The sequence below is a fragment of the Streptococcus sp. 3.1 genome (genome assembly GCF_016648915.1).
In the GTDB taxonomy this organism is placed as follows: domain Bacteria; phylum Bacillota; class Bacilli; order Lactobacillales; family Streptococcaceae; genus Streptococcus; species Streptococcus salivarius_E.
On the sequence record NZ_JACLQV010000001.1, the window covers coordinates 87,682 to 114,245 of the forward strand.

The window sequence follows — 26,564 nt, forward strand, 5'->3', positions numbered from 1 at the left end:
CCTCCTATATTATTATTTATCGTTTTTGAGTCCAAGTCCAAGATCAGCCAACTTAACTTTGACTTCTTCAAGAGATTTACGACCTAGGTTACGGACTTTCATCATTTCAGGCTCAGTTTTTTCTGTCAAATCATGAACGGTATTAATACCGGCACGTTTCAAACAGTTATATGAGCGTACAGACAAATCAAGTTCTTCGATGGTACGGTCAAGCACCTTTTCATCGTTCACTTTTTCAGTTTCTTTCATTACATCAGTAGCTTTAGCAACATCAGTAAGGTCAGTAAACAAGTTCAAGTGTTCAATCAAAACGCGAGCCGAGAGACCGAGGGCATCTTCAGGGATGATTGTTCCGTTTGTCATGATTTCGATTGTCAATTTATCAAAACCATCATTGCTACCTACACGGGCAGGTTCAACTTGATAATTGACTTTTTTCACTGGTGTGTAGATTGAATCTACAGCCAATGTTCCCACTGGTGCATCGTCTTTCTTGTTTTCATCTGCTGGAACATAACCACGGTTTGTAGCTACTGTCATAGTCGCTTTCAAAGAAGCGCCGTCAGCGATAGTGAAAAGATAATGATCAGGGTTAACAATTTCAATGTCGCTATCAGTCAAGATGTCTCCAGCAGTAACTTCAGCTGGACCTTGGACATCAAGTTCAATTGTCTTTTCGTCTTCGACGTAAGATTTTACAGCAAGTCCTTTAATATTAAGGATGATTTGCATCACGTCTTCACGGACGCCTGGTACGGTATCAAATTCGTGGAGTACTCCATCAATCTTAATTGATGTTACGGCAGCACCTGGAAGTGATGACAAAAGTACACGACGAAGAGAGTTACCCAAAGTTGTACCATAACCACGTTCTAGTGGTTCGATGACAAATTTGCCGTAATCTTTATTTTCATCAATTTTTGTTATTATTGGTTTTTCAAACTCAATCATTTATTATACTCCCTCGAAACGAACCTTGTGTACTATTGTTATTAAAGATTACACACGACGACGTTTTGGAGGACGACAACCATTATGTGGTACAGGTGTTACATCACGGATTGCTGTTACTTCAAGACCTGCAGCAGCAAGAGCACGGATAGCAGACTCACGACCTGAACCAGGACCTTTAACAGTTACTTCAACTGTTTTAAGACCATGTTCTTGTGCAGATTTAGCAGCAGCTTCTGAAGCCATTTGTGCAGCAAATGGTGTAGATTTACGAGAACCTTTGAAACCAAGAGCACCAGCTGATGACCATGCTACAGCGTTACCATGCACATCTGTAATCATAACAATAGTGTTATTGAAAGTAGCGTGAATGTGAGCAATACCAGATTCGATATTCTTTTTCACACGACGTTTACGTGTTGGTTTAGCCAATGTTTTTACCTCCTATTTTATTTTAATTATTTTTTCTTACCTGCAATCGCAACAGCTTTACCTTTACGAGTGCGGGCATTGTTTTTAGTGTTTTGTCCACGGACAGGAAGTCCACGACGGTGACGGATACCACGGTATGAACCGATTTCCATCAAACGTTTGATGTTAAGGTTAACTTCACGACGAAGGTCACCTTCAACTTTGATTGCATCCACTTCGCGACGGATAGCGTCTTCTTGATCATTTGTCAAATCTTTAACGCGGATGTCTTCAGAAACGCCTGCAGCAGCCAAGATTTTCTTAGATGTTGCAAGTCCGATACCGTATACGTAAGTAAGTGAAATTACTACACGTTTATCGTTTGGAATGTCAACTCCAGCAATACGAGCCATGATTTCTCCTTTCTATATTATCCTTGACGTTGTTTGTGTTTTGGATTTGTTGGACAAATTACCATAACACGACCGTTACGACGAATAACTTTACAGTATTCGCAAATTGGTTTAACCGATGGTCTTACCTTCATGTTTCAATCCCTCCAATTATTTCGATTATTTAAAGCGGTATGTGATGCGTCCACGTGTCAAATCATAAGGACTCATTTCAACAGTCACACGGTCACCGACCAAAATACGAATGTAGTTTTTACGGATTTTACCAGAAACTGTCGCCAAAATTTGGTGTCCATTTTCCAATTCAACAGTAAACATAGCATTAGGCATAGTTTCTACAACTTTACCTTCAATTTCAATCACGTCTTCTTTTGCCACGCAAAAGTACCCCCTAAAATTTCGATTTGATTTCCTCTGAGCACAGAGGTAACAATTATAAGTCAGACTAAAGTATTATAACATGCTTAAGTCTGATACGCAAGTAAGATTATATAATTATTTAATTGCTGCAATCGCTTTTTTAACATCAGCGAATACATCGTCGATATCTTGGTTACCTTGAATATCTGATACAAGACCAAGCTCACGGTAATGTGCAATAATTGGCTCACCTTGAGCAATATTCACATCCAAGCGGCGTTTCACTGTTTCTGGTTTGTCATCTTCACGTTGGTAATAGTCTTCTTCCTTGTAGTCAGCTGGTGGGTTGAATACTTTATGGTAAGTTTCACCTGTTTCGCGGTGAATAATACGACCACTCAAGCGTTCAAGAAGGCAAGATGGATCCACTTCGATATTGATTACTCCATCAAGCTCCAAACCAAGATCAACCAAGATTTGATCCAAGGAATGAGCTTGTTCGATTGTGCGAGGAAAACCATCCAAAAGGAATCCTTTTTCCTTAATGTCGTCTTGAGCCAAACGCTCTTTAACGATTCCGTTTGTTACTTCATCTGGTACCAATTCACCTTTATCGATGAATGATTTGGCCAAAACACCCATTTCAGTTTGGTTAGCCATAGCAGCACGGAACATATCACCAGTTGAGATGTGAGCTACACCAAATTCTTCAACAATTTTTGCAGCTTGAGTCCCTTTACCAGCACCTGGTAGACCCATAATTAAAAGATTCATCTTACGAACTCCTTATTTTTGTTTTCAAATAACTCTATCAAGGTTTTAACACATTGGTAGAGTTATCAAAAAACAAAAGAGAAGGGACAGAAAGTAACCTTTCTTTCCCTCTCAATTGTTCATGAGAAGACTTAGTCTTCAAGATTCATAAATCCAACGTACTGACGTTTCAATAGGTAACCTTCGAGTTGTTTCATACCTTCGATACCAGTTGAAATCAAGATCAAGAGAGATGTACCACCAAGCGCGATTGAGCTTGTAAGGTGCATAAACTGTTGAGCCGCAATTGGAGCCAATGAAATAAACGCGAGAAATACAGCCCCGATTGTTGCCAATCTCTTAAGCAATGAAGACATGTACTTTTCAGTCTCACGACCTGGACGAACACTAGGAATGTAAGACCCATTCTTTTGAAGATTTTCAGCAGTTTTTTCAGGATTTACTTGGACAAATGTGTAGAAGAATGAGAATAAGATAATCAATATCGCATAAGTAATCATTCCACTAGGTGTATTATACGAGAGTAGTCCTTGTAAGTGTGATAACCATGTAACCTTCGAGAAGAATGGAAGAATAGTACTAGGAATTGTTGTAATCGAGCTAGCAAAGATAACGGGAATAACACCAGCTGGATTTACTTTCAATGGAAGGTAAGAACTCGTTGGAGCCCCTTGAACCAATTTAGTATATTGAATTGGAATTTGATATTCTGCCTGTTGAACAAAGGTCGTAAAGAAGACAATCGCCAAACCTACCACAATTAACAAAGCAACTATGATATATGAACGAGTCAATTCTCCTGAACGAACATTGACAAAGAAATCCTCGTAAATCGTTGAGAACATTTTTGGAATAGAAGCAATAATCCCTGAAAAGATAATCATTGACACACCATTACCAAAACCTTTATCTGTGATTTGTTCACCAAGCCATGTCACAATTATGCTACCAGCAGTTAGAATTGTCCCAATCAATAGGTAGGTTGAAACATTTGGTGTTTTAACCAATGAAATTGATGAGAGAGTATTAAAACTTGCTGTAATACCAATCGATTGAACAAAGGCTAAAACAAGAGTAATATAGCGAGTCGCTTGGTTCAATTTACGACGACCAACTTCCCCTTGTTTGCCCCACTCCACAAATTTCGGATAGATATCCATCTGCAAAAGTTGGACGATGATTGATGCTGTAATGTAAGGACTAACCCCCATCGAGAAGATTGAGAAGTTATTCATGGCATTACCAGACACCAAGTTAAGCATGTTCAAGAAAGGTAAATCGCTTAATTGTTTCAAACTTTCCGCATTGATACCAGGAACTGTTACATGAGTCCCTACACGAAAAACGAAAATAATGAAGATTGTAAATAAAATCTTATTACGAACGTTTTTGACTTTCAATGCGTCTTTTAATAGTTTAAAGAACATAATGAGTTACCCCTCATTAGATGACTTCGATTGAACCACCTTTAGCAGTGATAGCTGCTTCAGCAGATTTTGAGAATTTAGCTGCTTTAACAGTCAATTTCTTAGTCAATTCGCCGTTACCAAGAACTTTAACGCCTGATTTTTCAGCACGAACGATTCCAGCTTCTTTAAGAACTGCTGGAGTTACTACTGTACCATCTTCAAAGACGTTCAATTGATCAAGGTTTACAAGTGCGTATTCTTTAGCGTTGATGTTAGTGAATCCGCGTTTTGGAAGACGACGGAACAATGGAGTTTGTCCACCTTCAAATCCTGGACGTACGCCACCACCGCTACGAGCTTTTTGACCTTTTTGACCACGGCCTGAAGTTTTACCGTTACCAGATGAAGTACCACGACCTACACGGTTGCGGACTTTACGAGAACCTTCAGCAGGTTTCAATTCATGAAGTTTCATTATTATTTTCTCCTCTTTTTGTAAAATGCTAGCGCCTCTAACCAAGTAAGGTAGCTTGATTAGAAACTCGCCTATACATGAAATTCAGTTTAAGTCGCAAGGTAACCCTCACGACTTAAATCAATTTTTATTTAACGTCTTCTACAGTTACCAAGTGAGATACTGCGTTGACCATACCACGGATAGCAGCGTTGTCTTCTTTAACAACTGAGCTATTCAATTTACCAAGTCCAAGAGCAACAACTGTTTTACGTTGTTCTGGTTTGCGTCCGATTGGAGACTTAGTCAAAGTAATTTTAATTTGAGCCATTGTTATCTCCTTTCTTATGCCAAGTCAGATACTGAGATGCCACGAAGAGCCGCAACTTCTTCAGCACGTTTAAGTTGTTTCAATCCTTCAACAGTCGCACGAACGATGTTGATTGGAGTGTTTGAACCGAGTGATTTAGATGTTACATCAGCAACACCAGCCAATTCGATGACGGCACGAACTGCACCACCAGCGGCAACCCCAGCCCCTTCAACAGCTGGTTTCAACAATACTTTCGCTCCACCAAATTCTGAACGAACTTCGTGAGGAATAGTTGTACCAACCATAGGAACTTCGATAAGGTTTTTCTTAGCTGCTTCAACTGCTTTACGGATAGCTTCTGGAACCTCTTGAGATTTACCAGTACCAAATCCTACGCGACCATTACGGTCACCAACAACAACAAGAGCAGCAAAACGCATGTTGCGTCCACCTTTTACAACTTTAGTAACACGGTTGATAGCAACTACGCGTTCTTCAAGTTCTACTGCATTATCTTTAAATGCCATTATTAAGTGTCCTCCCTATTAGAATTTCAATCCGTTTTCACGAGCTGAGTCAGCCAAAGCTTTAACACGTCCGTGATAGAGATATCCACCGCGGTCAAACACCACTTCAGAAATACCTTTAGCTACTGCGCGTTCAGCAACAAGTTTACCGACAACAACGGCTTGTTCTGTTTTAGTTCCTTTAGAAACTTCTTTATCAAGAGTTGATGCACTTGCGAGCGTTACACCCGCTACGTCATCAATAACTTGAGCGTAGATGCCTGTATTAGAACGGAAAATGTTCAAACGTGGGCGATCAGCAGTTCCAGAGAGTTTTCCGCGAACGCGACGGTGGCGTTTTTGGCGGAGTTTGTTTTTATCTGGTTTCGAAATCACAATTTTCACCTCTTAATTATAATGCTAGCTCATGAGAGCTTTTGGTAAAGTGACAATCCACAAAGAATTGCCATAAGGATAGAATCCTATTATTTACCAGTTTTACCTTCTTTACGACGTACGTATTCACCAACGTAACGGATACCTTTACCTTTGTAAGGTTCTGGTGAACGAAGGCTACGGATGTAAGCTGCTGTCTGACCAACAACTTCTTTGTTAATACCACTTACAACGATTGAAGTTGCAGATGGTACTTCAAAAGTAATACCTTCTGGAGCTTCAACTTCGTCTTGGTGAGATTTACCAACTGAAAGAACAAGTTTTGTTCCTTGGAGTTGCGCACGATATCCGACACCGCGCATTTCAAGTTCTTTTTTGAAACCTTCAGAAACACCAACAACCATGTTGTTCAAGTTTGCACGTGAAGTACCGTGGATTGTTTTGTTTTCTTTTGAGTCGTTTGGACGGTGAAGTGTAACTTCATTGCCTTCAACTTTGATTTCAATGTTTTTGTTAAACTCACGAGTGAGTTCGCCTTTAGGTCCTTTAACAGTAACAACGTTATCGTTGTTTGTTACTTCAACACCAGCAGGCAAAGTAATAACTTTATTACCAATACGTGACATAGTATTTAATTCTCCTGTTAGATTATCAAGCCACAAAGTGACTAGTTTTCACGGGGATGAGTTTCATAGAATATAATCAACGAAACTCGCACAAATCATTGAGATAAGTGCTTAGTATCAACTTCTTACCAAACGTAAGCGATAACTTCTCCACCAACGTTCTTTTGACGAGCTTCTTTATCAGTCAAAAGACCTTCTGAAGTAGAGATGATCGCGATTCCAAGTCCGTTAAGAACTTTAGGAACATCTTCACGTTTAGAGTAAACACGAAGACCTGGTTTAGAAATACGTTTCAAGTTAGTGATAACACGTTCACCGTTTTGTCCGTATTTCAAGAATACGCGGATGATACCTTGTTTGTCATCTTCGATAACTTCAACATTTTTTACGAAACCTTCACGTTTAAGGATTTCAGCGATACCTTTTTTAATGTTTGATGCAGGTACTTCAAGTACTTCGTGTTTAGCTTGGTTAGCGTTACGAATACGTGTCAAGAAATCTGCAATTGGGTCAGTCATAACCATTTTATATTTTCTCCTCTTACTAGTAGTTTGAATAATTCACTTGCTAGTTAATGATTGAGCTAGGCTCAGATTGTGTTAAATACATTCAAATTAGGTGAAACTAACTTAAATGTACCATGTTTTTTACCAAGAAGCTTTGGTAACACCTGGAATTTGACCTTTGTAAGCCAATTCACGGAAGCAAACACGGCAAAGTTTAAATTTGCGATAAACTGAGTGTGGACGTCCACAACGTTCGCAACGAGTGTAAGCTTGCGTAGAGAACTTCGCAGGGCGTTTGTTCTTAGCAATCATTGATTTTTTAGCCAATTTATTTACCTCCTAGATTATTTTGCAAAAGGCATTCCAAGGCCTTTAAGCAATTCACGACCTTCTTCGTCAGTGTTAGCAGTAGTTACGATAACGATATCCATACCACGTACTTTATCAACATCGTCGAAGTTGATTTCTGGGAAGATAAGTTGTTCTTTAACACCAAGTGTGTAGTTACCACGTCCATCAAATGATTTAGTTGGAACACCATGGAAGTCACGAACACGTGGAAGTGATACTGATACCAATTTATCCAAGAATTCGTACATGCGTTCACCACGAAGGGTAACTTTAGCACCGATCGCTACACCTTCACGAAGACGGAAGCCAGCGATTGATTTCTTAGCTTTAGTAATCAATGGTTTTTGACCTGAAATAAGTGCCAACTCAGCAGCAGCTTTTTCAAGAGTTTTAGCGTTGTTTACAGCTTCACCAACACCCATGTTGATAACGATTTTATCAACTTTTGGCACAGCCATAACTGAAGAATAATTGAATTTTTCAGTCAAAGCTGGAATTACTTCGTTAGTGTATTTTTCTTTAAGACGGTTAGCCATTTAATACTTTCTCCTTTCCTTCGTGATTAGTCAAGCACTTCGCCTGATTTTTTGTTGTAACGAACTTTTTTGCCGTCAACAACTTTGTAACCTACACGTCCAGCTACACCGTTCTTGTCAAGAACTTGAACGTTTGAAGCGTGGATTGGTGCTTCTTTTTCCACGATAGCACCTTGAGGGTTTTCAGCTGATGGTTTTTGGTGTTTTTTGATGATTGCAACACCTTCAACAACAACTTTATTTACTTTTGGAAGAGCTTTAAGAACTACTGCTTCAGTTCCTTTGTCTTTACCAGCAATAACGCGAACTTTATCGCCTTTTTTTACAAACATTTGAGTATTTCTCCTATTATTTCTTACGCCCTAATGGGCACCCTGAACATTTCAGGGGACTAAGTTTGTGTTAATTCAGATTAAAGTACTTCTGGCGCCAAAGATACGATACGCATGTATCCACCTTCACGCAATTCACGTGCAACAGGGCCAAAGATACGAGTTCCACGAGGAGTTTTGTCATCGCGGATGATTACTGCAGCGTTGTCATCAAACTTGATGTATGAACCGTCTGGACGGCGAGCACCAGTTTTTGTACGAACGATAACAGCTTTAACAACATCACCTTTTTTAACAGCTCCACCTGGTGTAGCTTGTTTAACAGTTGCAACGATAACGTCGCCGATGTTAGCGAATTTACGTCCTGAACCACCAAGAACTTTGATAGTCAAGATTTCACGAGCACCGCTATTATCAGCAACTTTTAAGCGACTTTCTTGTTGAATCATTTCAATTGTCTCCTTTTAGTTTTATTAGATAATAACAGCTTCTTCCACAACTTCTACAAGACGGAAGCGTTTTGTAGCTGAAAGTGGGCGAGTTTCCATGATACGAACGATATCGCCTTCTTTAGCAACGTTGTTTTCATCATGTGCTTTGTATTTTTTAGAATAGTTGATACGTTTACCATAGACTGGGTGGTTACGTTTAGTTTCAACTACAACTGTGATTGTTTTATCCATCTTGTCAGATACTACGCGTCCAACAAGGGTTTTACGTTGATTACGTTCCATTATTAGAATTGCTCCTTTCCCAATCTATTATTTGATTTCAGATTGCACAGTTTTAACACGTGCAATTTGTTTTTTCACTTCGTTCAAACGGGCAGTTTGATCAAGTTGACCTGCTGCAGCTTGGAAACGAAGGTCGAAAAGTTCTTTCTTAAGTTCGTTTTCTTTTTTAGCAAGCTCTTCTTGAGACAAGCCACGAAGCTCAGCAACAAACTTTTTGATTTCTTCAAGTTTCATGTCTTCTCCTTATTCTGCTTCACGTTTCACGAATTTACATTTAACTGGCAATTTGTGGCTAGCAAGACGAAGCGCTTCACGTGCAACTTCTTCAGAAACACCTGCGATTTCGAACATTACTTTACCACGTTTAACTGGTGCTACCCAACCTTCAGGTGCCCCTTTACCAGAACCCATACGTACACCGATAGCTTTAGCAGTGTATGATTTGTGTGGGAAGATCTTAATCCAAACCTTACCACCACGTTTCATGTAACGAGTCATGGCAATACGAGCAGCCTCGATTTGACGGTTTGTAATCCAGTGGCTAGTTGTAGCTTGAAGACCGTATTCACCGAATGATACTTCTTTACCACCTTTAGCCTCACCGCGCATTTTTCCACGGAATTCACGACGGTGTTTAACACGTTTAGGTACTAACATTTGTTATTTGCCTCCTTTAGTGTTTTTACGAGCTGGAAGAACTTCTCCACGGTAGATCCAAACTTTAACACCAAGTTTACCGTAAGTTGTGTCAGCTTCTTCCCAAGCGTAATCGATATCAGCGCGAAGTGTGTGAAGTGGAACTGTACCTTCAGAGTATCCTTCTGCACGGGCGATATCTGCACCGTTCAAACGACCTGATACTTGAGTTTTGATTCCTTTAGCTCCAGCACGCATTGCACGTTGGATAGCTTGTTTTTGTGCACGACGGAAAGCAACACGTTGCTCAAGTTGGCGAGCAATTGTTTCACCAACAAGGTGAGCGTCCAAATCAGGTTTCTTGATTTCAACGATGTTGATGTGTACTTGTTTTCCAGTCAATTTATTAAGTTGAGCGCGAAGAGCGTCAACGTTTGATCCACCTTTACCGATTACCATACCTGGTTTTGCAGTGTGAAGTGAAACAATAACTTTGTTTACAGCACGTTCGATTTCAATAGTTGAAACTGAAGCGTCTGCAAGTTCTTTTTGAATGAATTTGCGGATTGCCAAATCTTCGTGAAGGTAATCTGCGTATTCTTTTTCAGCATACCATTTCGCATCCCAGTCACGGATGATCCCGACACGCATACCAATTGGATGTACTTTTTGACCCACGAGTTTACCTCCTTATTTTTCTGACACAACTACTGTTACGTGAGTTGTGCGTTTGTTGATTGGTGAAGCTGAACCTTTCGCACGTGGACGGAAACGTTTCATTGTTGGTCCTTCGTTTGCGAATGTTTCAGATACTACCAAGTTAGCTTTTTCCAAACCAAAGTTGTTTTCTGCGTTAGCGATAGCAGAGTTAAGAGTTTTCTCAACAATGCGAGCTGCTTTGTTTGGAGTGAATTTCAAGATTGCGATTGCATCAGCAACGTTCTTACCACGGATAAGATCAAGAACAAGACGTGTTTTACGAGGTGAAACACGCACTGTACGAGCCATTGCTTTAGCTGAAGTAATTTCTGCCATTGTGTCCTCCTCCTATTAACGACGTGTTTTCTTATCGTCAGCTGCGTGACCTTTGTAAGTACGAGTTGGTGCAAATTCACCAAGTTTGTGACCTACCATGTCTTCTTGGATGTAAACAGGAACGTGTTTACGTCCATCATAAACTGCGATAGTGTATCCGATGAAACTTGGGAAAATCGTTGAACGACGTGACCAAGTTTTAATTACTTTTTTCTTTTCGTCATTGGCTTGAGCTTCAACTTTTTTCATCAAATGCTCATCGACGAAAGGTCCTTTTTTAAGACTACGTCCCATTTTGTAGTTTTCTCCTTTAAATTGAATGTACCACAGCGGCTTGCACTAAGAAATGCTACCGAGTTGGCGGATGTTATGTGCTAAGCGACTAAATTATTTTTCGTTACGACGACGAACGATAAGTTTGTCAGATTTAGCTTTCTTGTTACGAGTTTTAAGACCAAGCGCAGGTTTACCCCATGGAGTAGATGGCGCTTTACGTCCAACTGGTGCTTTACCTTCACCACCACCGTGTGGGTGATCGTTAGGGTTCATTACAGAACCACGAACTGTTGGGCGAATACCCTTCCAGCGATTACGGCCGGCTTTACCAAGGTTGATAAGTGATTGTTGTTCGTTACCTATAGTACCGATAGTTGCACGACAAGTACCAAGAACCATACGAACTTCGCCTGATTGAAGACGAACAAGTACGTATTTACCTTCTTGACCCAAAACTTGAGCAGAAGCACCAGCGGCACGGATAAGTTCAGCACCTTTACCTGGTTGAAGCTCAATGTTGTGGATAACTGTACCAACTGGGATGTTTGCAAGTGGAAGAGCGTTACCAATCTTGATATCCGCATCTGGACCTGAAACGATACGTTGACCTACTTCAAGACCTTTAGGTGCGATGATGTAAGCTTTAACCCCGTCAGTGTAGTGTACAAGAGCGATGTTTGCAGTACGGTTTGGATCATACTCAATTGTTTTAACAACTGCTTCAACGCCATCTTTGTTACGTTTGAAGTCAATCAAACGGTAGTGACGTTTGTGTCCGCCACCTTGGTGACGTACAGTGATACGACCGTTGTTGTTACGACCAGCTTTGTTCTTAAGAGAAACAAGCAATGATTTTTCAGGAGTGCTTGTAGTGATTTCTGCGAAATCCAAAGAAGTCATGTTACGACGGCCATTTGTCGTTGGTTTATAAACTTTAATACCCACGTTAATTTCTCCTTTGATTATTCAGCTTCAGCTGCAAACAACTCGATTGCTTTAGAATCAGCTGTAAGAGTGATGATAGCTTTTTTAGTTTTTGAAGTGAAACCAGTGTAACGTCCAACACGTTTTTGTTTTGGTTTAACAGTTACAGTGTTCACGCTAGCAACTTTAACACCTTCAAATGCAGCTTCAACTGCTTGTTTGATCAAGAGTTTGTGTGCACGTGTATCAACTTCGAAAGTGTATTTTCCTGCTTCAAGAGCAATCATAGATTTCTCAGTGATAACAGGTTTTTTGATTACGTCATACAAATTCATTATGCAAGAACCTCCTCGATTGATGAGATAGCTTCTTTAGTAACAAGAAGTTTATCTGCGTTTACGATGTCAAGTACGCTTGCAGTTGCAGGAGTTGCAACAGTTACGTTTGCAAGGTTACGTGCTGAAAGTTCAGCGAATTTGTTTCCTTCTTCAACGATAACAAGTACTTTAGAATCGATGCTAAGAGCTGAAAGAACGTTTGCGAATTCAGCAGTTTTTGGAGCTGCAAATGAAAGAGCTTCAACTGCTACAAATTTATCTTCTGCAACTTTAGCTGAGTAAACAGATTTCAATGCAAGGCGACGAACTTTTTGTGGAAGTTTGTATCCGTAAGAACGTGGAGTTGGTCCGAAGACAACACCACCACCACGCCATTGTGGTGAGCGGATAGAACCTTGACGAGCACGTCCAGTTCCTTTTTGACGCCATGGTTTACGTCCACCACCTGATACTGCTGAACGGTTTTTAACCGCGTGAGTACCTTGGCGAAGGCTAGCACGTTGGCTGATTACGACATCAAATACTACTGATTCGTTTGGTTCGATACCGAAGATAGCGTCGTTAAGTTCAACTGTGCTAACTTCTTTACCAGTTTGGTCAAATAGTTTTACGTTTGCCATTTTTAACTGATTTCTCCTTTCTTATTATTTAGCAGCTTTAACTGCTGATTTGATAGTGATAAGAGATTTCTTAGCACCTGGTACGTTACCTTTGATAAGGATAACGTTTTTCTCTGGGATAACTTGTACAACTTCAAGATTTTGAATTGTCACACGGTTGCCACCCATACGTCCTGCCAAGTGTTTGTTTTTGAAAACACGGTTAGGCGCAACAGGTCCCATTGAACCTGGACGACGGTGATAACGAGAACCGTGAGCCATAGGTCCGCGTGATTGACCGTGGCGTTTGATAACACCTTGGAAACCTTTACCTTTTGAAGTACCAGTTACGTCAACAACATCTCCAGCTTCGAATGTGTCAACAGTGATTTCTGATCCAACTTCCAAGCCTTCAATGTTTTTGAATTCACGAATGAAGCGCTTAGGAGCTGTGTTAGCTTTCGCTACGTGGCCTTTGGCAGGTTTGTTGCTCAATACTTCGCGTTTGTCGTCAAAACCAACTTGAACTGCTTCGTAACCGTCTGTTTCAACAGTTTTAACTTGAAGCACAACGTTTGGAGTAGCTTCGATGACAGTAACAGGGATAAATTCACCTGCTTCAGTGAAGATTTGAGTCATTCCCACTTTTTTCCCTAAGATTCCTTTTGTCATGAGAAAATATTTCCTTTACTTTATTGTTTTTTCAAAAAGTTTTTTATGAGCGTTTTTTATGCTCAAAAAAGTTTTTAACGAGCGTTTTTTATGCTCATTGAATCAAACTTTAAATTAAAGTTTGATTTCTACGTTCACACCACTTGGAAGATCAAGTTTCATCAAAGCGTCAACTGTTTTTTGAGTTGGGTTGATGATGTCGATAAGACGTTTGTGTGTACGCATTTCAAATTGTTCGCGAGAATCTTTATATTTGTGAGTCGCACGAATAATTGTGTAGAGACTACGTTCAGTTGGAAGTGGAACTGGCCCAGCAACTGTCGCACCTGTGCGAGTTGCAGTTTCTACGATTTTTTCAGCCGCTGTATCAAGCGTACGGTGTTCGTAAGCTTTCAAACGGATACGAATTTTTTTGTTTGCCATTTTTTCTCCTCTTTCGTCTATTTAAGATAATAGGCTAGCTCCTCAAGAAAACCAACACGGATTGCGTGGCAGTGCAACCAGGCGTGTCGCAACCTCTTGTATCATAGCTAAGCGCTGTATTTACAGCACCATAATATAATAACAAAAGAACCCACTCATTGCAAGGGATTTTTTAAGTTTTTTTCTTTTTTCTTTATTTTCTTTTTGACTAAACAAAAAAATCCACCTTCGATGGATTTTTTATCAACTTTCTTTAGTGTAGTCGTACCCCATGTGTTCATAGGCTTTAACCGTTGCAACACGTCCTGTTCGTGTTCGCATAATAAATCCTTTTTGAATTAGATAGGGTTCATACATATCTTCTACCGTTTCTCGCTCTTCAGCAATATTAACTGACAAGGTCCCTAGACCAACCGGTCCACCACCATACATCTCAATCATGGTTCGGAGAATTTTTTGGTCGACATAATCTAGTCCTTCATGATCCACATCCAACATAGTCAACGCCTTGTCTGCAATCTTATCATCAATGATTCCATCACCCATAATTTGTGCATAGTCTCTCACACGCTTAAGTAGGCGGTTAGCAATACGTGGCGTTCCACGACTACGACGTGCTAACTCTAGGGCAGCCTCAGGTGTTATAGTCATATCAAAGATTTCTGAAGTACGTTCTATAATTTCCTTCAAATCTGGTAACTCATAATATTCCATATGACCATTAATCCCAAAACGAGCCCTCAATGGATTTGACAACATACCTGCTCGTGTGGTTGCACCCACTAAAGTGAACGGTGGTAACTCTAGGTGAACACTACGACTTGTTTCACCTGCACCAATCATGATATCGATGTAGTAATCTTCCATAGCACTATAAAGTACTTCTTCCACTGCCATAGGCATTCGATGAATCTCATCAATAAATAAGATATCACCTGGCTCCAAGTCATTTAGTATGGCAACCAGATCTCCAGCCTTCTCAATTGCTGGCCCAGACGTCTGCTTTAAATTGACGCCCATCTCATTAGCTATCACAAAAGCCATGGTCGTTTTCCCTAAACCTGGAGGACCAAACAAAAGAGTATGATCCAATGCTTCATCACGAAGTTTAGCTGCCTCTATAAAAATCTTTAATTGGTCCTTAACCTTATCTTGACCAATATATTCCTTAAAGTACTGAGGACGAAGGGTACGCTCAACATACTCTTCATCTCCTAGTAAATCATTATCTAATATTCTTGCCATAGGCTTATTTTAGCACAAAACAAAAAATGCAGTCAAAATTTGTCCATAAAAAAGAAGACAAGACTTGCCTTCTCTTTTGATTATTTCTTACCACCCTTAACTGGTGCCTTATCAGCTTTCTCTATAGCTTCTTTAATTGTCTTAGTATAGAGTTTAGCACCACGGTTAATAGAGTCGCTATCAGATCCAAAGTGAACCCCATCTGTACCATTCCAGATAGAAATATTTTCTTTAGCCACTTGATACCAGTCAGCAACCGTCACAAAGTCGTATTTCTTAGCCATCTCTAACTCATACTTACGTAACTGAATCAAAGATTGGGCCTCATTACCAGATTTACTACCATTATATGGTGTCACAAAGATAATATGGTGACCCTTAGGTAAATTCTTGATGATTTTATTAATAACGCCTTTATAGTCGTCAATCTCATTAACACCACCAGCAATGACAACATCCTTAGCAAGAGCATTACTATCCGCGTAATCTTTAAGCAAATCATTGATTGTTGATAGGTTACGACTGACAACTGCATCTATAGCGACATTATCAATACTTGATTCCAGCTGATCTTTTGATCTAAGAGCTACGGAGTCCCCTAAAACTGTCACTCCCTTATTCACACCAAATGAAGTAGCCTGACTGTTTTCCGCATTGGTACGCGTTAATTTCATCTTAGTCTGAGCTTGCGACAAACCATTAGCTTCTAAATCTTTCTCGAAGTTCCCTACAGCTGGCGCAAAGAGAGAAATAAGCACTGTAATTAAAGTAAGACCACTAAAAACATAAAGCACAATATGTCGGTACGGCGTCAAGTCTAAATCTATTCCAAAGAGACTGGCCTTTCTTCCTGCAATAAATGGCTCTATTATATAGTAGGAAAGTGTTGCGAAAACAATTGACAGAATCGTTGTCAGAATGACTGCAATAATATTATTGGTCAATTGACTAAAGATAATATATAGCGGCCAGTGAAAAAGATAGACACTATAGCTAATCTCTGCCAAATAACTAATAAGAGCAGGCTCTGATTTTCCAGGCAATTTCTCATGGAGGACACGGGCAGAGTAAATAATAACAGCCGTGAACAAACTAGCTAAAACAAAACCAAATAGATAGGTAATGCGTTCCTCGAAATGGAGAACTAAGCCCAACAATACGAGCAAGGCAAAACTTCCTACCATATAAAGGACTGTCTTTTTCAGAGTCCAAAGGCGTATATTTTTCTTGAACCTAGCGGTCGTTTCATACACACCTGAAAGTGTCGCAAAGAGAGAACCTAGGAAGAATGGATAGGCATGCGTAATTGATGAGAAATATAAGCGAGAAAAACTATCAACAAAGAAAGCGCTAATAAACATTGATAGGAAGCTCACCATAAAGCAGGCAAGAGATACCATAAAGACTAGGCTTCTAAATTGATTTTGGTGTTTGACACGCTTAGCTAGGAACCAAAGCAAGGCACCCCAAAGAATATAATAGTGAACCTCAATAGCCAGACTCCATGTATGGAGGTAAATATGCTGGTTAAATTGGTTCTCATAATTTCCCCCGGTCAAAATCTCATAATAGTTAGTTACAAAACCGATAACAGAGGTGATTTGACGTCCAATACCTGCAATAAAATCATTTCGAACCAAGAGCGCCAAAGGGGTACAGATAAGAACCATCAACACAAGTGGTGGTACTATCCGGTAAAAGCGTCGTCGCATAAAACCAAGGTAATCAATGCGATGCGTCCTAGATACCTCATCAATCAAAAGTGCTGTAATCAAATACCCCGAGAAGGTAAAGAAGACATCAACACCGATGAAGCCCCCAGGAAGAATACTTGGGAAGAAATGATAGATCAGAACCAAAAGAAGTCCTGTCACACGAATATAAGAAAACCAGTTAATTCTCATCCTTTAAAAATCCCCTGTTTAAATTTTCCTTTGTAGGTAACCTTATTTTCAGTAGTCAATTTTCCTTGACCATCGGCTTGACCAGACTTGAACTCTCCTTGATAAATCCAACCCTCATGAGATTTGAAGGTTCCTTGACCATTAAAGGAACCATTCTTAAATTCTCCCGTATAGGTATCACCATTATCATAGGTCAAAGTTCCTTGACCATTCAAACGATGGTTCTGCATCTGACCTTTATAGGCAATCTTAGTCCCATCAATCTTGATAGAATGTTGCGTTTTTATAGTCACCAAAAACAAGGACAGGGCGCATAAAATAATAACCCCTACTGTAATACGCTCAAATTGATTTCGGTCGATATCAATATTTTTAAAATCAAAATCCTTTAGTTGTTTAAAATTCATTGTCTATCCTTAATCCACTGTAACCAGTCTCGACAACCTGCAGTTACCAATTTATATGTTTCTTCAAAGTCACCTGTATACCATGGGTCCGGCACTCCACCAGGTCGGAAAAGCTTGATTTTATCGTCATAACGCCTTGCAGATATCTGTAAAAGATCCTCAACATTTGACTCATCCATTCCCACAACTAGATCAAAGAACTCAAAATCAGCCTGACTAATCTGTTGTGAGCCCTTGGAAGAGTCAAAAGAAATAGCATATTTCCTTAAAATCTTTTGGGTTCCTTGATGAACTGAATTTCCATGCTCCCATGAAGATGTCGCGCGACTTTCGATATGCAAAGACTTTTCTTGGTCCAGCTCTTTCATCACAAATTCTGCCATTGGGCTACGACAAATATTCCCCAGACAAACAAATACAATCTTATTCATTATTCACCTCTTGCCCAAAACTATTAAGAGATATGCTCACTTATTTTCTTCGTCAAAATTATGAACACACTTTTAAATCATGAAAGTAGGTTCTCATTAATTTTCATTTAATCAATCCATATTATACCGAAAAACTAATCAAATAGAAAGGTTTCTTTCCTAATCATATCGAAAAATTAGTAACCTTTTTTAACAGTTGCAATATTCATATTAATCTATATGTTTAAGGCGTGAGAAAAGAGAACCTAGTTTCCTAGATTCTCCTTTTGTTGGCTTTAGATATTTGACCAAACACTTTCAAGGATGTTTGTTTGTTCACGTCCTGGTCCTACAGAGAAAGTAGAGATACGTACACCTACCAATTCACCAACACGACGAACATAATTACGAGCATTTTCAGGAAGCTCATCTAAACTACGGCAACCTGTGATGTCTTCTTCCCAACCTGGCAATTCTTCATAGATTGGTTTACAACGTTTCAGTTGCTCAAGACTAGCTGGGTAGTGATCAATACGCTCACCATCAAGGTCATAAGCTACACAAATTTTTACAGTGTCAAGACCTGAGAGAACATCGATACAGTTCAAGCTGAGGTTTGTGATACCTGATACACGACGACTATGGCGCATCACCACTGAGTCAAACCATCCTACACGACGTGGACGTCCTGTTGTTGTTCCATATTCATGACCAACTTCACGGATGCGTTCACCAACTTCATCAAATAACTCAGTTGGGAAAGGACCATCACCAACACGACTCGTATAGGCCTTACATACACCAACTACCTTATTAATTTTAGATGGACCAACACCAGAACCGATTGTAACACCACCCGCAACTGGGTTTGATGACGTTACAAATGGGTAAGTACCTTGGTCAATATCAAGCATAACCCCTTGAGCTCCTTCAAAGAGGACACGTTTACCTGCATCAAGAGCGTCATTCAAGATAACGGATGTATCTGTGACATATTGCTTAATTTGTTGTCCGTAAGCGTAGTATTCTTCAAAAATCTCATCGAATGATAATTCTTCAGCTTCATACATCTTACTGAAAAGACGGTTTTTCTCAGCTAAGTTCGTTTTCAAACGATCAGCAAAGATTTCTTTGTCCAAAAGGTCTGCAATACGGATACCTACACGCGCAGCCTTATCCATATAGGCAGGACCAATACCTTTGTTAGTTGTACCAATCTTATTGTCACCTTTGGCGGCTTCTTGCAGTTGATCAAGTTTAATATGGTACGGCAAAATAACGTGTGCGCGGTCAGAAATACGAAGGCTCTCTGTTGACACACCTTCTGCATGAAGATATTCCAACTCTTTGACAAGTGATTTAGGATTGACCACTACACCGTTCCCGATAACAGAGATTTTCTCTGGGAAGAAAATACCTGATGGAATCAAGTGCAATTTAAATTTCTTACCATCTATAACAATCGTGTGACCTGCATTGTCTCCACCTTGATAACGTGCGATCACTTCGGCATCTTGACTTAGGAAATCTGTAATTTTCCCTTTACCTTCATCACCCCACTGGGTACCCACAACAACTACTGATGTCATATTATTTTGATAACGGACAGCTCCACCTTTACGAGGCTGTCCCCACCTTTCTTGAAAAACTTCACGGTGGGAATTTCACCCACAAGTTTTGCGTTACAGTTTATTATAGCAGAAAAAAGTCTATTTGTTCAACGTTGAAAGCGCTTCTTACAAAATATTCTGACAGTTATAGCTAAGATTGCAACTAGTTATTTACTATATCTTTTTAACCTTGCTTCTTATGTATAACTATCAGCTATTTTACCACTAAATAGTTCTAGTAGCTATTTAACCTGCTTCATATAATCATTTAACTGCCTTTGATTCTTTAAAATAATTGTCTTGTCAGAATAATTTTTAACAACTGCATTATATCGCTCTACATATTTTTTAGAACGTCCGTCTAATAAAATCCATTTCACAAATGCAAAATCAAATTTTTCATTACAACCTTCTGCCATGCTAGGACGTGTCTTTCCCCTATATGTTAAATAACGCCTAAACGCCCGATAGAGACAATTAACTCTGTTAAAGTTGAAATAGACAATACAGTCAGCTTCCCTCATACGTTCCTCATAAAGACAGGCCGAGTAATTCCCTTCAATAATCCAATCACTTTGTAGCATAAATGTTGATATATCGTCAGTCATTTCATCAACTGTTCGCTCTTGCCAATTTGATGTGAAATGAATTTTATCTAAATGAAGAACCTCACAATTGTAGTGTTGACCTAAAAAATTTGCCAAAGTCGACTTTCCAGAACCACTATAGCCAATGATTGCAATTTTCAACTCATGTCTCCTTTTTCAATTCTGTTTCTTGACTATTATCATAACACAAAGCATATATTTAGAAGAAATTATCATTGGGAACAACTCTCGTTTAGACAAATAAACACGTAAATTTCTGTTTAAAGTGAGTTCTTTCTTAGAAAAATAAAAAGAGACTTATAAGCAAGTCTCTTTCCGATATTAAGATGCCCCCTACATGAATTTGTAAGAACTTTTCATATTGAAAATAAACAAAAATGTTGAAATATAGCTGATTTTAGGGAAATACTTTTAGGTATTTTCAATGTCAGGATTTAAAAATGGGGCAAAAGTGGGGCAAAAACAAATTAACGAAAAAAATATCGAGTTCGTGCATCAAGTAAATGATAAATTGCAAGAATAAGTGCAACATTTACTCGAACTCATCCTCTAGAGCTTCACTAGCAGTTCTGTAAGCTAAACATTTTCGTGGTCGGTGATTGATATCATATAAAGCCTTGGTTCCCAAAGCTTTTTTATGTTATAAACTCATTAAAAGAACCCCCAGTTAGATTTGGAATATTTTTTATTCTGTGTCACATAAAAATAAATAAAATGAATGGCTATAGCTAGAGCGAAGATGGTTGCAATACTCAGCACTATTGTAGGATTCGAAGCGAAAACCAAAGAGAGAATCAAGGCAGCCAGATAGAGTGTCGCTTGAGCACAGTAGTAACTTTTCGAATAGCGAAGATAGTTTTTGTTATAGGGCCCATTTGCTAGGACAGCAGCTTGGAAGAGGCCAATTCCGATATAAAAGAAGCTGATTGCAACGAGAAGATTAGCCTCAGGATTCAGAAGAAAACCCATCGAAACTGTCATCAACATAAGCCCAATGAAAATAGGATAGTGACTATAAATTATAAATAATCCCTTTTGATTGGATCCTTCGTCAATAGCATGGTCAAATTCACCAAAATAAAACAAGAACAGAGAAAGCATGATAACGAAATTAAGAACCGAATATATCGAGAAATTCTCAACTGTAAAGAAGTTAACTAGCCCAATAACCATCTCTCCAAACGTAATAATGACAAGAAGGGAGACGCGCTCGATTAAATGGGGAAGATTTACTTGGAAATGCTCATCTTTAGTAATCAAGAAAATTGGCACAATAAATGTTAGCAGAATACTAGCAATAAAGATATAGACTCCAACGTAAATAGGAAAAAGAGCTGCCAGATAGACTCCTAAGCTTTGTAGACCTGTCAACCATAGAAAACCTTTGATACTTTCCCGATCAGCACTATCGGTTGATCCTCTAAAAAACTGAACCAAATATTGAAAAAATAAGGTAAGGGTTAATGTGCCAACAGCCCAACAGGTATGATAGTACCATTGTTGCCAATTGTATCCAATCATATTGGATATAAAGAGCATAAGTCCCATGTTGATAAACATGATTACCATGTTAAATAACGAGTTTGTTCCATAGCGATTGGTATAAATGGTTTGAATCATCCAGGAATTGATGATAACCATGACAGAGATGAAGAAATCAAGTAAAGAGTCCCAAGCCAAAACACCGTTATGAATAGGGTGAATTAAAGCAGTTGCTTTTGAAATTGCAAAAACAAACACTAGGTCATAAAATAGTTCTGAAAATTCTACACGTTTATGCTTAATAAGAGTTGCCATCTTAAGACCTTTCTATTCTAGAAGTACAATTTATTATAACAGAAAATGGTAATGAGAGAAAAGGAGATGCTTAAATAACTTCATGTGACGCGAATTGTCAAAACCTTGGAGCACATTTACCTCATGTACCAACTCACAGGCAGAGTGTTTGATGATTGATAATGAAGAATGGGTAATGAAAAAATTATCGAAATGGATAGGGAATATCCCTTTTTATTTTGCTTTAAATCAGATTTTTGGATGGAATAGTAGATGATAAGACAAAATATCTTTGAAGATACAAAAAGACAAACGCCAAAAATGACGTTTGTCTACGTTCTGAGGTAGCCTTTAGGCTCCCTTTTTTCTTAGAAAATACCGATGAGTAATTGCATGCCAAGACTAGTCAGGATGATAGCGATCCAGCAAAGGGCTCCAAGAAGAATGGATTTTCCACTGGATTTGATCATAGCAACGAGGTTAGTTTTGAGACCAATAGCACTCATAGCCATGATGATGAGGAATTTGGAGAGCTGTTTGAGAGGTGAAAAGAAGCTATTGCTAACACCAAAAGAAGTAAGGACGGTAGTTAGCAGAGAAGCTAGGATGAAGTAGAGAATGAAAACGGGGAAGATTTTTTTAAGCTTTACTCCTTGGTTGTTGTCTTGTTGACGGCTTTGCCAATAGGAGAGGAAGAGAGTAATAGGGATAATAGCTAAGGTACGAGTCAGTTTGACAATGGTTGCAGATTCTAGAGTATTGGTATGATACAGACTATCCCAGGCGCTAGCTGTGGCTGTTACAGAGGAAGTATCGTTGACCGCAGTACCCGCAAAGAGAGCAAAACCTTCGTTGGAGAGATGGAGCCAAGAACCTAGAGTTGGAAAGATAAGAGCTGCCAAGACATTGAAGAAAAAGATGACAGAGATGGCTTGAGCCACCTCTTTTTCTTTAGCATGAATGACAGGGGCTGTAGCAGCAATAGCAGAACCTCCACAAATAGAGGAACCAACACCAATCAAGGTAGCTAGCTTTGTATCTAAGTCAAAAAATCTCTGGAAGAGATAAGCTACAATCAAGGCGATAGAAATGGTTGAAAGAATAACGGGAAGAGAAGATTTTCCAACTGCGAAAACTTGAGAGATATTGAGTCCAAAACCAAGTAAGATAACAGCATACTGAAGCAATTTTTTGGAGCTATAAGTCAAACCAGCATCCAGTTGTTTATAGGGAGTGAGAAAGGGGTAGAGAATCATTCCGATAAAAATGGCGAAAACAGGTGCTCCCACAACAGGCAGAAAGCCTCCTAAAACCCAAGAGATGATAGAAATGATCAGACAGACTAACAGTCCTGCCCAATTTTTTGATAGAAATGACATAAAAACCTCCGAAAATAAATACTCCTTATTATAATCTTATCTGTCAGAAAAGTAAAATAAACAGTAGGAATAAGGTTGTAAATTAACGGAATTTTGCGGTCAGAGAGCTTTTGTAGTTTAATAGATATATGTTCTTTGATCAATAAGGATGCAAATGTGGCATATGTTATTGAAAAAAATGAATTTGATGAGCCTGGATATGTGAAGTAATTATGTGAGATAAGAAAATAAATAAGAGAGTTGAAAATGTACTGCACCCCAAAAGTTAGACAGAAAAAATCTAACTTTTGGGATCAGTACAAACAGTGCTTTTTTTGTTGAAATCGCAAAGAATCTAAGCTTTCTTTTTGCAGATAACATTCGCTCTTTTATTTTCGGTATGATTGAGTCGATGCCCCGTTCTCGACCGGTTATTATTGCAACTTATCGAATGCTAGAGCACTATGCCATCACTTTTTGGAAGAATACTTGGAGCAATTCTACGCAGAATGGAATGCGAAAAAGTGATAATTAAAGAGACAAAAAAGCTGAGAATATGATTTCCCAGCTTTTTTGAATTCGATAGAAATAGCAACTAGACTATTTACGAAAGGCCTCAATAATGTAGGTGAAGCCAGTAACTAAAAATGAAAAGGCAATGACATAAACGACAAAGACACCTGTAGCCACTGGATTGAACAGAATCACTAGACCTAGTAAAAATACAAGCAAGGCTACCCACGTGATATTGCTACCAATAATAGGGAAAATCAATCCTAGACGATTGCCTTTAAAGAAAGCAATAATGGCTTCTACAATTAACCAAATTCCTACAATGGTCGGAATGACGACCGGCAGGGTCACAAAGCCATAAGCAACGAGGTAAAGAGCTAAGAGAAGACTAACAAACCCTTGGAAAAGATAAACAGGTGAGCGAAGCTCTTTTGGTGCAGAGAAATAGCCTAAAATAGCTGCTATAGAAGAAACCAGTAAACCAAATGAAATCCACCAGCTGTAAGCAACAAGATTAGCTACTGGGTTTGTAAATAGGAAAAGTCCTAAAAGGACAAAAACAACTCCTGCAAGGAATAGCAGTAAACGATTAGAAAATTTCATTTCAATACCCCCTATATAGTATAGTCTGATAATTAAACTATTATACTTATTTTTATAGAAAATGTCAATAAAATAAATAAACAATTTGGAAGTTTCAGTCTGACTTACAAAAAGAAAAGGAGTTTCCACTCCTTTTCACAGATTGAAGACAAAGTCCTTATAAAAGTGTCTTCTAAAGATTTTAACTTCAATCTGAAGCGAGGTTATCCTCGCTTTTTCTATTTATCAAACAATTCCTTATTTTCAATCAAGAGTTCTAGTGGAGATTTTTCTCTTGCTACAATAAAACCAGGTTCATATTGGGTATGAAATGTTCTTTTCTGAGAAGTTGGATCAATATACAACTCTTCTCCATCTTCTGTGTATAGTTGGTTGCCTCTTGTTAGGTAAAGTAAATCCTCTAAGTGTTGTCCATTAGTATGTAGGAAATGCTCGATGTATTTGACAGCTTTTAAAATCTCACTTACTTTATCAGAGTATTCATTCGATTCAAGAACACTCTTTTCTAACTCAATCTCTTTACTAGTTCCAAATAGTTGGGTTGGAGTTGCGTTAAAATATTCTGCTATCTTATCCAAATTTGCAAAGGTAGGATAGCTTTTTTGTTTTTCATAATCAGAGATGGACTGTTTACCGATTCCTAAATCTTCCGCAAGTTGAGTTTGACTTACTCCTTTTTCTATGCGTAGTCGTGCCAAATTGGGTCCAAAATTTTGAATAATAAAGGTCATGGGAAACTCCTAATTTTATTTTTAACTTATTTTATCACCTATAAACTTATAAATCAAGTTTTTAGTTGACTATCCAAAATAATTTTTATAAAATATATTTATAACTTATAAACAAGTTATAAACTATACAAAATGGTTCGTAAGTTTAAGGACAGTGAGTGAGGAGGAAGTTGAGGGCGAGACTATGACTTATGACTATTCGAAGCCTTGGAGCTAGAAATTGTGTGGACAAGGTCAAGGGACGAGCCTGACGGGAAGTCAGGCGAAGTCCTGCAGACTGTCGTCCAGACAATTTCTAGCCAAGCAAAAGCTGGCTATTCTAACAGCCAGCAAAAAGGTACACTTAGGACAACGTCCAAAGAACGACGGAACGAGCAAACGTTGATTTGACGGTGTTTCTGAGACCTAAAAAATCTAAAAGAAGGGGGGACAATTTTGTTGGTTTCTTTACAAGATTTAAGAAGCATTCAAGAACGATGTGAAATAGGAGAATTAGTACAGATGTTAGATGTCAGTATTGATAGATTAACGGTTATCTGGGATACAGACACTGGTTCCCTAAGACGAATTTTCAAAAATCTGAAACAGGCAATAAGTACAAGAGTTGACTCATTTGAAATATATGATAATGTTCGAGATGATGTCTTTACTTTAGCTAAAGTTTTTAATGAGTATGATTCGATCAATATTATATTTTTTCAATTATCCACTTATGGAGGTGAACAATTGATTCGAATTGATTTCAATCCTAATACTTTAAAAGAATTTGATGGAATGAAAGTATGGCGACAATTAATGTACTTTGCTAGATTGAATTCATTGACGGTACGTTTGTCTCGTTTTGATTTGGCATTTGACATTTTTAACAGGCCTGAAATCGTTAATTTGCAACATATTAAAGGTGGTGTTACCCATAAGGTCTTCTATGGTCGAGGGGGCGAATTAGAGACGAAATATTGGGGTTCTAGCGGTAGTAATGTACAAGTTAGGTTATATGATAAGAACAAAGAAATCATTGCTCATAAGCGCGAAGAGAAGCTAGATTTGGCTGTAAATCCGTTTTGGTGGAGACTGGAGTTCCAACTCAGAACCAAAGCGATTGGTGAGGAGATGGTCCAAGATATTATGAATCGACTTGATAATTTCGGATTTTATAAGCTAGAACATATTCGAGTAGAGCAAAGAGCATTTACAATTATCTTTCTCAATAATCCTGAACTGTTATCATTAGCTTTTCCAAATTTAAAATCTGACAGCATCAAAAAGAAAAAAACAAGAGTCCGCAAATTATTGAGAGAAGAAACGAACCAATTTGCGGAAGAATTAAAAGAAGTATTAATACAGAATCTCCCTAAATTAAATACAGAATTAAAACTACTTGTAGGCGAGTTTCTGAATTTAGAAAATAATTAAGGAGGATAACT

The 26,564-nt window shown here is 38.7% G+C and carries 40 protein-coding genes; 2 read left to right on the top strand and 38 right to left on the bottom strand.

The annotated features are described in order from the left end of the window. Positions 1–12 precede the first annotated feature (12 nt). From H7U02_RS00440 to H7U02_RS00625, 38 genes are all read right to left on the bottom strand, one after another. A complete protein-coding gene (locus tag H7U02_RS00440) occupies positions 13–951 on the bottom strand; it encodes a DNA-directed RNA polymerase subunit alpha (protein WP_002885793.1) in 939 nt (312 codons plus the stop codon). Positions 952–999: 48 nt separating this feature from the next. Beyond that, positions 1,000–1,383: a 30S ribosomal protein S11 gene (rpsK, locus tag H7U02_RS00445; protein WP_002885718.1), complete on the bottom strand. Its 384-nt coding sequence runs from the start codon at positions 1,381–1,383 to the stop codon at positions 1,000–1,002. Between the two features lie 26 nt (positions 1,384–1,409). Beyond that, positions 1,410–1,775, bottom strand: coding sequence for a 30S ribosomal protein S13 (gene rpsM, locus H7U02_RS00450; protein WP_002885820.1), 366 nt, complete (start codon positions 1,773–1,775; stop codon positions 1,410–1,412). A 17-nt stretch (positions 1,776–1,792) separates the two neighbouring features. Beyond that, entirely contained in the window at positions 1,793–1,909 is a 117-nt protein-coding gene (rpmJ, locus tag H7U02_RS00455; protein ID WP_000868345.1) for a 50S ribosomal protein L36, read from the bottom strand. Between the two features lie 25 nt (positions 1,910–1,934). Then, entirely contained in the window at positions 1,935–2,153 is a 219-nt protein-coding gene (infA, locus tag H7U02_RS11440) for a translation initiation factor IF-1 (RefSeq protein ID WP_001040189.1), read from the bottom strand. Between the two features lie 117 nt (positions 2,154–2,270). After that, positions 2,271–2,909, bottom strand: coding sequence for an adenylate kinase (locus tag H7U02_RS00465; RefSeq protein WP_048790850.1), 639 nt, complete (start codon positions 2,907–2,909; stop codon positions 2,271–2,273). 131 nt (positions 2,910–3,040) lie between these two features. Beyond that, positions 3,041–4,336, bottom strand: coding sequence for a preprotein translocase subunit SecY (secY, locus tag H7U02_RS00470; protein WP_002892081.1), 1,296 nt, complete (start codon positions 4,334–4,336; stop codon positions 3,041–3,043). A gap of 16 nt (positions 4,337–4,352) precedes the next feature. After that, entirely contained in the window at positions 4,353–4,793 is a 441-nt protein-coding gene (gene rplO, locus H7U02_RS00475; protein ID WP_110980794.1) for a 50S ribosomal protein L15, read from the bottom strand. Positions 4,794–4,920: 127 nt separating this feature from the next. Then, positions 4,921–5,103: a 50S ribosomal protein L30 gene (gene rpmD / locus H7U02_RS00480; RefSeq protein ID WP_002885773.1), complete on the bottom strand. Its 183-nt coding sequence runs from the start codon at positions 5,101–5,103 to the stop codon at positions 4,921–4,923. 14 nt (positions 5,104–5,117) lie between these two features. Further along, a complete protein-coding gene (gene rpsE, locus H7U02_RS00485; RefSeq protein ID WP_002885626.1) occupies positions 5,118–5,612 on the bottom strand; it encodes a 30S ribosomal protein S5 in 495 nt (164 codons plus the stop codon). A gap of 18 nt (positions 5,613–5,630) precedes the next feature. Beyond that, complete coding sequence (rplR, locus tag H7U02_RS00490) at positions 5,631–5,987, bottom strand: 50S ribosomal protein L18 (RefSeq protein WP_002885810.1); 357 nt, start codon at positions 5,985–5,987, stop codon at positions 5,631–5,633. Positions 5,988–6,076: 89 nt separating this feature from the next. Continuing rightward, the gene (gene rplF / locus H7U02_RS00495) at positions 6,077–6,613 is read right to left on the bottom strand and encodes a 50S ribosomal protein L6 (RefSeq protein WP_002887056.1); all 537 of its coding nucleotides are present in this window, start codon (positions 6,611–6,613) and stop codon (positions 6,077–6,079) included. Between the two features lie 125 nt (positions 6,614–6,738). Further along, positions 6,739–7,137 (bottom strand): 30S ribosomal protein S8, encoded by a 399-nt coding sequence (rpsH, locus tag H7U02_RS00500; RefSeq protein WP_002885642.1) that lies wholly within the window; start codon positions 7,135–7,137, stop codon positions 6,739–6,741. Between the two features lie 123 nt (positions 7,138–7,260). Beyond that, a complete protein-coding gene (locus H7U02_RS00505; protein ID WP_001085699.1) occupies positions 7,261–7,446 on the bottom strand; it encodes a type Z 30S ribosomal protein S14 in 186 nt (61 codons plus the stop codon). Between the two features lie 17 nt (positions 7,447–7,463). Beyond that, complete coding sequence (rplE, locus tag H7U02_RS00510; protein WP_002887058.1) at positions 7,464–8,006, bottom strand: 50S ribosomal protein L5; 543 nt, start codon at positions 8,004–8,006, stop codon at positions 7,464–7,466. 26 nt (positions 8,007–8,032) lie between these two features. Next, the gene (rplX, locus tag H7U02_RS00515; protein ID WP_002885874.1) at positions 8,033–8,338 is read right to left on the bottom strand and encodes a 50S ribosomal protein L24; all 306 of its coding nucleotides are present in this window, start codon (positions 8,336–8,338) and stop codon (positions 8,033–8,035) included. A gap of 80 nt (positions 8,339–8,418) precedes the next feature. Next, on the bottom strand, positions 8,419–8,787 hold the full coding sequence (rplN, locus tag H7U02_RS00520) for a 50S ribosomal protein L14 (protein WP_002885711.1): 369 nt from the start codon (positions 8,785–8,787) through the stop codon (positions 8,419–8,421). Between the two features lie 24 nt (positions 8,788–8,811). Further along, positions 8,812–9,072 (bottom strand): 30S ribosomal protein S17, encoded by a 261-nt coding sequence (rpsQ, locus tag H7U02_RS00525; protein WP_002885836.1) that lies wholly within the window; start codon positions 9,070–9,072, stop codon positions 8,812–8,814. A gap of 27 nt (positions 9,073–9,099) precedes the next feature. Then, positions 9,100–9,306 (bottom strand): 50S ribosomal protein L29, encoded by a 207-nt coding sequence (gene rpmC / locus H7U02_RS00530; protein ID WP_002885754.1) that lies wholly within the window; start codon positions 9,304–9,306, stop codon positions 9,100–9,102. Between the two features lie 9 nt (positions 9,307–9,315). After that, positions 9,316–9,729 carry a 50S ribosomal protein L16 gene (gene rplP / locus H7U02_RS00535; protein ID WP_000960950.1) on the bottom strand — a complete coding sequence of 138 codons (414 nt, stop codon included), beginning with the start codon at positions 9,727–9,729 and terminating at the stop codon, positions 9,316–9,318. 3 nt (positions 9,730–9,732) lie between these two features. Beyond that, on the bottom strand, positions 9,733–10,386 hold the full coding sequence (gene rpsC / locus H7U02_RS00540; protein WP_002885727.1) for a 30S ribosomal protein S3: 654 nt from the start codon (positions 10,384–10,386) through the stop codon (positions 9,733–9,735). 12 nt (positions 10,387–10,398) lie between these two features. After that, positions 10,399–10,743 (bottom strand): 50S ribosomal protein L22, encoded by a 345-nt coding sequence (rplV, locus tag H7U02_RS00545; RefSeq protein ID WP_002887063.1) that lies wholly within the window; start codon positions 10,741–10,743, stop codon positions 10,399–10,401. Between the two features lie 15 nt (positions 10,744–10,758). Then, positions 10,759–11,037: a 30S ribosomal protein S19 gene (rpsS, locus tag H7U02_RS00550; protein ID WP_000533765.1), complete on the bottom strand. Its 279-nt coding sequence runs from the start codon at positions 11,035–11,037 to the stop codon at positions 10,759–10,761. Positions 11,038–11,130: 93 nt separating this feature from the next. Then, entirely contained in the window at positions 11,131–11,964 is an 834-nt protein-coding gene (gene rplB / locus H7U02_RS00555; protein WP_110980792.1) for a 50S ribosomal protein L2, read from the bottom strand. A 17-nt stretch (positions 11,965–11,981) separates the two neighbouring features. Continuing rightward, positions 11,982–12,278, bottom strand: a complete 297-nt coding sequence (locus H7U02_RS00560) for a 50S ribosomal protein L23 (RefSeq protein WP_002887066.1) — start codon at positions 12,276–12,278, stop codon at positions 11,982–11,984. Continuing rightward, positions 12,278–12,901 carry a 50S ribosomal protein L4 gene (rplD, locus tag H7U02_RS00565; RefSeq protein WP_002885795.1) on the bottom strand — a complete coding sequence of 208 codons (624 nt, stop codon included), beginning with the start codon at positions 12,899–12,901 and terminating at the stop codon, positions 12,278–12,280. Before rplD ends, H7U02_RS00560 begins: the two co-directional genes overlap by 1 nt. Positions 12,902–12,925: 24 nt before the next feature. Then, positions 12,926–13,552 carry a 50S ribosomal protein L3 gene (gene rplC, locus H7U02_RS00570; RefSeq protein ID WP_002885755.1) on the bottom strand — a complete coding sequence of 209 codons (627 nt, stop codon included), beginning with the start codon at positions 13,550–13,552 and terminating at the stop codon, positions 12,926–12,928. Positions 13,553–13,666: 114 nt separating this feature from the next. Beyond that, a complete protein-coding gene (gene rpsJ / locus H7U02_RS00575) occupies positions 13,667–13,975 on the bottom strand; it encodes a 30S ribosomal protein S10 (protein ID WP_002885653.1) in 309 nt (102 codons plus the stop codon). Between the two features lie 243 nt (positions 13,976–14,218). Beyond that, positions 14,219–15,220, bottom strand: a complete 1,002-nt coding sequence (ruvB, locus tag H7U02_RS00580; RefSeq protein ID WP_002892095.1) for a Holliday junction branch migration DNA helicase RuvB — start codon at positions 15,218–15,220, stop codon at positions 14,219–14,221. A gap of 80 nt (positions 15,221–15,300) precedes the next feature. Then, positions 15,301–17,124: an acyltransferase family protein gene (locus H7U02_RS00585; protein ID WP_110980791.1), complete on the bottom strand. Its 1,824-nt coding sequence runs from the start codon at positions 17,122–17,124 to the stop codon at positions 15,301–15,303. After that, on the bottom strand, positions 17,121–17,531 hold the full coding sequence (locus H7U02_RS00590; protein ID WP_014635145.1) for a membrane protein: 411 nt from the start codon (positions 17,529–17,531) through the stop codon (positions 17,121–17,123). Before H7U02_RS00590 ends, H7U02_RS00585 begins: the two co-directional genes overlap by 4 nt. Next, positions 17,528–17,962, bottom strand: a complete 435-nt coding sequence (locus H7U02_RS00595) for a low molecular weight protein-tyrosine-phosphatase (protein WP_021144715.1) — start codon at positions 17,960–17,962, stop codon at positions 17,528–17,530. The genes H7U02_RS00590 and H7U02_RS00595 overlap by 4 nt, the downstream gene beginning before the upstream one ends. 275 nt (positions 17,963–18,237) lie before the next feature. Next, a complete protein-coding gene (locus H7U02_RS00600; RefSeq protein WP_014632520.1) occupies positions 18,238–19,530 on the bottom strand; it encodes an adenylosuccinate synthase in 1,293 nt (430 codons plus the stop codon). Positions 19,531–19,793: 263 nt separating this feature from the next. Then, the gene (locus H7U02_RS00605) at positions 19,794–20,300 is read right to left on the bottom strand and encodes a DNA topology modulation protein (protein ID WP_110980790.1); all 507 of its coding nucleotides are present in this window, start codon (positions 20,298–20,300) and stop codon (positions 19,794–19,796) included. Positions 20,301–20,810: 510 nt separating this feature from the next. Continuing rightward, entirely contained in the window at positions 20,811–21,956 is a 1,146-nt protein-coding gene (locus H7U02_RS00610) for a low temperature requirement protein A (RefSeq protein WP_014635148.1), read from the bottom strand. A 347-nt stretch (positions 21,957–22,303) separates the two neighbouring features. Then, positions 22,304–23,314, bottom strand: a complete 1,011-nt coding sequence (locus tag H7U02_RS00615) for a YeiH family protein (protein ID WP_037601289.1) — start codon at positions 23,312–23,314, stop codon at positions 22,304–22,306. A 579-nt stretch (positions 23,315–23,893) separates the two neighbouring features. Then, the gene (locus tag H7U02_RS00620; protein WP_037601286.1) at positions 23,894–24,409 is read right to left on the bottom strand and encodes a DUF308 domain-containing protein; all 516 of its coding nucleotides are present in this window, start codon (positions 24,407–24,409) and stop codon (positions 23,894–23,896) included. A gap of 218 nt (positions 24,410–24,627) precedes the next feature. Next, positions 24,628–25,140: a helix-turn-helix domain-containing protein gene (locus H7U02_RS00625; RefSeq protein WP_037601283.1), complete on the bottom strand. Its 513-nt coding sequence runs from the start codon at positions 25,138–25,140 to the stop codon at positions 24,628–24,630. A 207-nt stretch (positions 25,141–25,347) separates the two neighbouring features. On the opposite strand from H7U02_RS00625, the gene H7U02_RS11600 reads away from it, so the two are divergent. Together H7U02_RS11600 and H7U02_RS00630 are read left to right on the top strand one after the other, a co-directional pair. Next, entirely contained in the window at positions 25,348–25,530 is a 183-nt protein-coding gene (locus H7U02_RS11600; RefSeq protein ID WP_080702562.1) for a hypothetical protein, read from the top strand. 45 nt (positions 25,531–25,575) lie between these two features. Continuing rightward, positions 25,576–26,553, top strand: a complete 978-nt coding sequence (locus tag H7U02_RS00630; protein ID WP_037601278.1) for a replication initiation protein — start codon at positions 25,576–25,578, stop codon at positions 26,551–26,553. Positions 26,554–26,564: the final 11 nt, after the last annotated feature.

What these genes read in the sequence shown, in the direction of transcription:
- H7U02_RS00440 (WP_002885793.1), bottom strand. Translation starts at nt 951, where the DNA reads ATGATTGAGTTTGAAAAACCAATAATAACAAAAATTGATGAAAATAAA.
- rpsM (WP_002885820.1), bottom strand. Translation starts at nt 1,775, where the DNA reads ATGGCTCGTATTGCTGGAGTTGACATTCCAAACGATAAACGTGTAGTA.
- rpmJ (WP_000868345.1), bottom strand. Translation starts at nt 1,909, where the DNA reads ATGAAGGTAAGACCATCGGTTAAACCAATTTGCGAATACTGTAAAGTT.
- H7U02_RS00465 (WP_048790850.1), bottom strand. Translation starts at nt 2,909, where the DNA reads ATGAATCTTTTAATTATGGGTCTACCAGGTGCTGGTAAAGGGACTCAA.
- secY (WP_002892081.1), bottom strand. Translation starts at nt 4,336, where the DNA reads ATGTTCTTTAAACTATTAAAAGACGCATTGAAAGTCAAAAACGTTCGT.
- rplO (WP_110980794.1), bottom strand. Translation starts at nt 4,793, where the DNA reads ATGAAACTTCATGAATTGAAACCTGCTGAAGGTTCTCGTAAAGTCCGC.
- rpmD (WP_002885773.1), bottom strand. Translation starts at nt 5,103, where the DNA reads ATGGCTCAAATTAAAATTACTTTGACTAAGTCTCCAATCGGACGCAAA.
- rpsE (WP_002885626.1), bottom strand. Translation starts at nt 5,612, where the DNA reads ATGGCATTTAAAGATAATGCAGTAGAACTTGAAGAACGCGTAGTTGCT.
- rplF (WP_002887056.1), bottom strand. Translation starts at nt 6,613, where the DNA reads ATGTCACGTATTGGTAATAAAGTTATTACTTTGCCTGCTGGTGTTGAA.
- rpsH (WP_002885642.1), bottom strand. Translation starts at nt 7,137, where the DNA reads ATGGTTATGACTGACCCAATTGCAGATTTCTTGACACGTATTCGTAAC.
- rplE (WP_002887058.1), bottom strand. Translation starts at nt 8,006, where the DNA reads ATGGCTAACCGTCTTAAAGAAAAATACACTAACGAAGTAATTCCAGCT.
- rplX (WP_002885874.1), bottom strand. Translation starts at nt 8,338, where the DNA reads ATGTTTGTAAAAAAAGGCGATAAAGTTCGCGTTATTGCTGGTAAAGAC.
- rplN (WP_002885711.1), bottom strand. Translation starts at nt 8,787, where the DNA reads ATGATTCAACAAGAAAGTCGCTTAAAAGTTGCTGATAATAGCGGTGCT.
- rpsQ (WP_002885836.1), bottom strand. Translation starts at nt 9,072, where the DNA reads ATGGAACGTAATCAACGTAAAACCCTTGTTGGACGCGTAGTATCTGAC.
- rpmC (WP_002885754.1), bottom strand. Translation starts at nt 9,306, where the DNA reads ATGAAACTTGAAGAAATCAAAAAGTTTGTTGCTGAGCTTCGTGGCTTG.
- rplP (WP_000960950.1), bottom strand. Translation starts at nt 9,729, where the DNA reads ATGTTAGTACCTAAACGTGTTAAACACCGTCGTGAATTCCGTGGAAAA.
- rplV (WP_002887063.1), bottom strand. Translation starts at nt 10,743, where the DNA reads ATGGCAGAAATTACTTCAGCTAAAGCAATGGCTCGTACAGTGCGTGTT.
- rpsS (WP_000533765.1), bottom strand. Translation starts at nt 11,037, where the DNA reads ATGGGACGTAGTCTTAAAAAAGGACCTTTCGTCGATGAGCATTTGATG.
- H7U02_RS00560 (WP_002887066.1), bottom strand. Translation starts at nt 12,278, where the DNA reads ATGAATTTGTATGACGTAATCAAAAAACCTGTTATCACTGAGAAATCT.
- rplD (WP_002885795.1), bottom strand. Translation starts at nt 12,901, where the DNA reads ATGGCAAACGTAAAACTATTTGACCAAACTGGTAAAGAAGTTAGCACA.
- rplC (WP_002885755.1), bottom strand. Translation starts at nt 13,552, where the DNA reads ATGACAAAAGGAATCTTAGGGAAAAAAGTGGGAATGACTCAAATCTTC.
- rpsJ (WP_002885653.1), bottom strand. Translation starts at nt 13,975, where the DNA reads ATGGCAAACAAAAAAATTCGTATCCGTTTGAAAGCTTACGAACACCGT.
- ruvB (WP_002892095.1), bottom strand. Translation starts at nt 15,220, where the DNA reads ATGGCAAGAATATTAGATAATGATTTACTAGGAGATGAAGAGTATGTT.
- H7U02_RS00585 (WP_110980791.1), bottom strand. Translation starts at nt 17,124, where the DNA reads ATGAGAATTAACTGGTTTTCTTATATTCGTGTGACAGGACTTCTTTTG.
- H7U02_RS00590 (WP_014635145.1), bottom strand. Translation starts at nt 17,531, where the DNA reads ATGAATTTTAAACAACTAAAGGATTTTGATTTTAAAAATATTGATATC.
- H7U02_RS00595 (WP_021144715.1), bottom strand. Translation starts at nt 17,962, where the DNA reads ATGAATAAGATTGTATTTGTTTGTCTGGGGAATATTTGTCGTAGCCCA.
- H7U02_RS00600 (WP_014632520.1), bottom strand. Translation starts at nt 19,530, where the DNA reads ATGACATCAGTAGTTGTTGTGGGTACCCAGTGGGGTGATGAAGGTAAA.
- H7U02_RS00610 (WP_014635148.1), bottom strand. Translation starts at nt 21,956, where the DNA reads ATGGCAACTCTTATTAAGCATAAACGTGTAGAATTTTCAGAACTATTT.
- H7U02_RS00615 (WP_037601289.1), bottom strand. Translation starts at nt 23,314, where the DNA reads ATGTCATTTCTATCAAAAAATTGGGCAGGACTGTTAGTCTGTCTGATC.
- H7U02_RS00620 (WP_037601286.1), bottom strand. Translation starts at nt 24,409, where the DNA reads ATGAAATTTTCTAATCGTTTACTGCTATTCCTTGCAGGAGTTGTTTTT.
- H7U02_RS00625 (WP_037601283.1), bottom strand. Translation starts at nt 25,140, where the DNA reads ATGACCTTTATTATTCAAAATTTTGGACCCAATTTGGCACGACTACGC.